General features: G+C 60.6%; 4 protein-coding genes. 3 read left to right on the forward strand and 1 reads right to left on the reverse strand.

Going from position 1 to position 4,079, the window contains the following annotated elements:
• Positions 1-67 precede the first annotated feature (67 nt).
• From gph to VF497_RS18165, 3 genes are read left to right on the forward strand one after another with little or no spacing between them, the layout of a single operon-like run.
• A complete protein-coding gene (gene gph / locus VF497_RS18155) occupies positions 68-790 on the forward strand; it encodes a phosphoglycolate phosphatase (protein WP_330891414.1) in 723 nt (240 codons plus the stop codon).
• Between the two features lie 28 nt (positions 791-818).
• Positions 819-1,856, forward strand: a complete 1,038-nt coding sequence (gene fba / locus VF497_RS18160; RefSeq protein WP_330891416.1) for a class II fructose-bisphosphate aldolase — start codon at positions 819-821, stop codon at positions 1,854-1,856.
• On the forward strand, positions 1,856-2,635 hold the full coding sequence (locus VF497_RS18165; RefSeq protein ID WP_330891418.1) for an HAD-IA family hydrolase: 780 nt from the start codon (positions 1,856-1,858) through the stop codon (positions 2,633-2,635). The genes fba and VF497_RS18165 overlap by 1 nt, the downstream gene beginning before the upstream one ends.
• Positions 2,636-2,651: 16 nt before the next feature.
• Here VF497_RS18165 and VF497_RS18170 read toward each other — a convergent pair whose 3' ends face one another.
• Positions 2,652-3,992 (reverse strand): hypothetical protein, encoded by a 1,341-nt coding sequence (locus VF497_RS18170; protein ID WP_330891420.1) that lies wholly within the window; start codon positions 3,990-3,992, stop codon positions 2,652-2,654.
• Between the last annotated feature and the right edge of the window lie 87 nt (positions 3,993-4,079).

Here is a 4,079-nt window from a genome sequence, read left to right on the forward strand (position 1 = left end):
GCCTCACCGCGACCAACGTCGCCGAACAGGTGCGCGAACTCGTTGCCGCCGCCACGGAGGTCGATCAATGAGCGGGATCCGCATCCGTGCCGTGCTGTTCGACCTCGACGGCACCCTCGTCGATTCCGCGCCCGATATCGCCGCGGCGATGAATCGCGCGCTCGAGGAGCTCCACCTGCGCACCTTGTCGCTCGCGGAAATCGCCGCGCGCATCGGCAAGGGACCGCGCGTGCTCGCCCAGCGTGTGCTCGCAGTGCAGCCGGGTCTGCTCGACGAGGCTGCGCGCGACCGCCTGCTCGAACCGCTACTCTCGACTTACCTCGATCACTACAACACGACGATCGGCAATCATGGCCGCCTGTTCCCGCATGTCGCCGAGACGTTGCGCACGCTGCGCGCGCGTGGACTCAAGCTCGCCGTGGTGACCAACGCACTGCAACTGCCGGCACAATCCATCCTCGAACGCTACGGCATCGCCGATGCGATCGATCTGCTGCTCGGCGGCGATCGCGTGATCAATCGCAAGCCGCATCCCGAGGCGCTGGAAACCGCCTGCCGCTGGCTCGGCGTCGATGTCGATGAAGCGATCATGGTCGGCGACTCGAACAACGACGTCGCCGCCGCGCGCGCCGCGGGCTGCGAAATCGTCTGCGTGCCCTACGGCTACAACGAAGGTCGTTCGGTCGCCGCGCTCGATTGCGACGTCGTCGAAGATTTCGCCTTCCTGCCCGGCTGGATCGCGGCGCACGAAAGCCGCGCGCTCGCGCTGTGCCGCGAAGACACGCACTGAATTCCGATCAACTTGGTGAGGTAACCCGATGGCCTTTGTCAGTCTGCGTCAATTGCTCGACCACGCCGCCGAACACGGCTACGGCGTGCCCGCGTTCAACGTCAACAACCTCGAACAGATCCACGCGATCATGCAGGCCGCGCAGGAAGTGGATGCGCCGGTGATCCTGCAGGCTTCGGCCGGCGCGCGCAAATACGCAGGCGAACCCTACCTGCGCCACATGGTGCTCGCCGCGGTCGAAGCGCACCCCGACATCCCGCTCGTGCTGCACCAGGACCACGGCGCCTCGCCCGGCGTCTGCCAGGCCTCGCTCGTCTCCGGCTTCACCTCGGTGATGATGGACGGCTCGCTGCTCGAAGACCAGAAGACGCCGGCCAGCTACGACTACAACGTCGACACGACGCGCTTCGTCACGCGCATGGCGCATCCGGTCGGTGTCTCGGTCGAGGGCGAACTCGGCTGCCTCGGCTCGCTCGAAACAGGCATGGCCGGCGAGGAGGACGGCGTCGGCGCCGAAGGCAAGCTCGATCACTCGATGCTGCTGACCGATCCCGACCAGGCCAGGGACTTCGTCGAACGCACCAAGGTCGACGCGCTCGCGATCGCGATCGGCACCTCGCACGGCGCCTACAAGTTCACGCGCAAGCCGACCGGCGACATCCTCGCGATCGATCGCATCCGCGCGATCCACGAGAAGATCCCGAACACGCACCTGGTCATGCACGGCTCCAGCTCGGTGCCGCAGGAATGGCTCGCGATCATTCGCGAATACGGCGGCGACATCAAGGAAACGTACGGCGTGCCGGTCGAGGAAATCCAGCGCGGCATCAAGAACGGCGTGCGCAAGATCAACATCGACACCGACATCCGCCTCGCGATGACCGGCGCGATGCGCCGCGCCTTCGCCAAGGACACCAGCGAATTCGATCCGCGCAAGGCGCTGAAGGCGGCGACCGCGGCGGCCAAGGACATCTGCAAGGCGCGCTTCGTCGAATTCGGCTGCGCGGGCCAGGCATCGAAGATCAAGCCGGTGTCGCTCGAGAAAATGGCCAAGCGCTACCACTGATGAGTGCTTTGGCAAGCATCGCGAGCGAACGCAGCTTGCGCGCGCTGATCTTCGATGTCGACGGTACGCTTGCCGACACCGAACGCGACGGCCATCGCGTCGCGTTCAACCGCGCGTTCGCCGACGCGGGTCTGGATTGGCATTGGGATGTGGCCCGCTACGGCGAACTGCTCGCCGTGGCCGGCGGGCGCGAACGCATCCTGCATTTCATCGACAGCGACGCCACGCACATTTCGCTCGCGCAGCGCGATGCACTCGCGCGCGATCTGCATGCGCGCAAGACCGCACATTACGTGCAACTCGTCGACACGGGCGAAGTGCGCCTGCGTCCCGGCGTGGCGCGCCTGATCGACGAGACACACGCAGCGGGACTGCGCCTCGCGATCGCGACCACGACCTCGCGCGCGAACGTCGACGCGCTGCTCGCGCACTCGTTGCCCGCAGCGGCCAACTGGTTCGAAGTGATCGCGACGGCGGACGAAGCGCCGAGCAAGAAACCCGACCCGCAGGTGTACCAATACGTCCTCGACCGACTTGGTCTGCATGCGGATGAATGCCTGGCCGTCGAAGATTCGGCCCTCGGGCTGCGCGCCGCGCTCGCCGCGGGCATACCCGCGCTGGCGACCGTCAACGACTACACGCGCGATCAGGACTTCGGCGGTGCACTCGTCGTGCTCGACGACCTCGGCGCAGTCGGCCTGCCGCAACTTCGCGCCTGGCACGCCTCTATCTCACAAGGACCAGCCCAGATTCGTTCCGACGATGAGTGGGAAGAATAGTTCCCATGCGCATGAGTTACTGGCTGTTCGATCCGTCGAACGTCGCATCAGGCCAATTCTGCTGTGTAAGGTCAGAATATACGCCACGGTAGCCTATGAGTACGAAGACGAGACAATAGAAAAGGCCGAGGCAGTGGTAGTGTGCGGAAAGAAGCTTCTGAATTTCAGCATGGCTGTCATCCCCTCCATCCCCATGCGCTGATTTGTTGCGCATTTTCTCCCATGCAGCTACGTGCCTATCGTTTATAAAGCCCTGCTCTTTGAGGCGGCGAAGCACTTGTTTCGGGCCTGGGTTGATGGCGTTAGCTAGACTTGCTGCAATTCGGTTCAGTGCTCTAGGCATGAAATTGGCTTTTTCCAACGCGATCTTCGCGTGAGCGATCTCAGCGTGGAATTCTTCGTCGTCATCAGCTTCCGACTTGAACGCCACTTTCAACAGCGATTCAATCGCAACGCTCAAGACTAAAGCGCTGTTTTCCAGATCGCTCTGATAAGCCTTGGATACCCGGTGCCATATCCAATAGATCGTACCGGTGTGATCCTGAGCAGTTGGGTTCTTTTCTTCAACCTCATCAAGAAAACGAGCTATAAATGAATGCGCACCTCCAGCGTAAGGCATCGTCATTCGCATTGGCGGCTGCAACTGTTTCGTTCTGCTGACGTTTCGTAGACTGCGCACTTGAGTTATCAGGTGACCGCGTTCAACGAACTCCGTAACCGGGACATCCATAGCTGTACCGGTAAGTATCTCGAGCGCGAACAAAAACCGACGGTATGGCCTATCGATTGGTCCTTGGGCAACTGTGAAATGTACCTCCAGCCCATGTTCGTTCCTAAGAATCCTCCAAGCACTGTCTTGGCTTGCACCTTCGAATCGATCAAGAACAGTGCTCCGCTCGGTGACAGTCGGAATGTGCCATGGTAATTCGAACTTTCCGGGAACGACAGCCGTGGCAGAGGAACCCTCGGCAACTAAGCCAAAAGATTTCGTGCGCGATATTTGATTTACGTGCGCTGTGATGTAGCTACCTTCCCCGAATCCAAGGTCCAGGGAAAGTTGTTCTGCTACCCACAATACCCCGTTCTGGTCATAACCACGAAAATCGTAGTATTCCGTATCTGGAATCAGACTCCCTGGTGCAACTCGAGCAGGTCCGCACAAGCGCGCGAAAGACTCTTTCTCGCTCACTCCATTAGAAAAGATGCGAAGGAGGAGTGATTTATCAGGGGTCTGACTGAGGAATCCCGGTCCCTCATAAATTATTGGAGAGGCAATTCCTCTCTGACGAAGTTCGCATTTGAACAACGGCATGTCCAAAATGCCGCGAAGGACATCCTCGCGAGTCTTGTAATCCATGCTAAGGGAATGAAATCCAAATCCTGCCGTTCTTCGCAAGCCCCCTTAAGCTAACGTTCTAGAACGGAATCTCGTCGTCATCGAAAT

It is taken from the genome of Rudaea sp., assembly GCF_036383415.1.
Classification (GTDB): domain Bacteria; phylum Pseudomonadota; class Gammaproteobacteria; order Xanthomonadales; family Rhodanobacteraceae; genus Rudaea.

Excerpts from the sequence above, each read along its gene's own strand:
- gph (WP_330891414.1), top strand. The coding sequence starts at position 68 with ATGAGCGGGATCCGCATCCGTGCCGTGCTGTTCGACCTCGACGGCACC.
- fba (WP_330891416.1), top strand. The coding sequence starts at position 819 with ATGGCCTTTGTCAGTCTGCGTCAATTGCTCGACCACGCCGCCGAACAC.
- VF497_RS18165 (WP_330891418.1), top strand. The coding sequence starts at position 1,856 with ATGAGTGCTTTGGCAAGCATCGCGAGCGAACGCAGCTTGCGCGCGCTG.
- VF497_RS18170 (WP_330891420.1), bottom strand. The coding sequence starts at position 3,992 with ATGGATTACAAGACTCGCGAGGATGTCCTTCGCGGCATTTTGGACATG.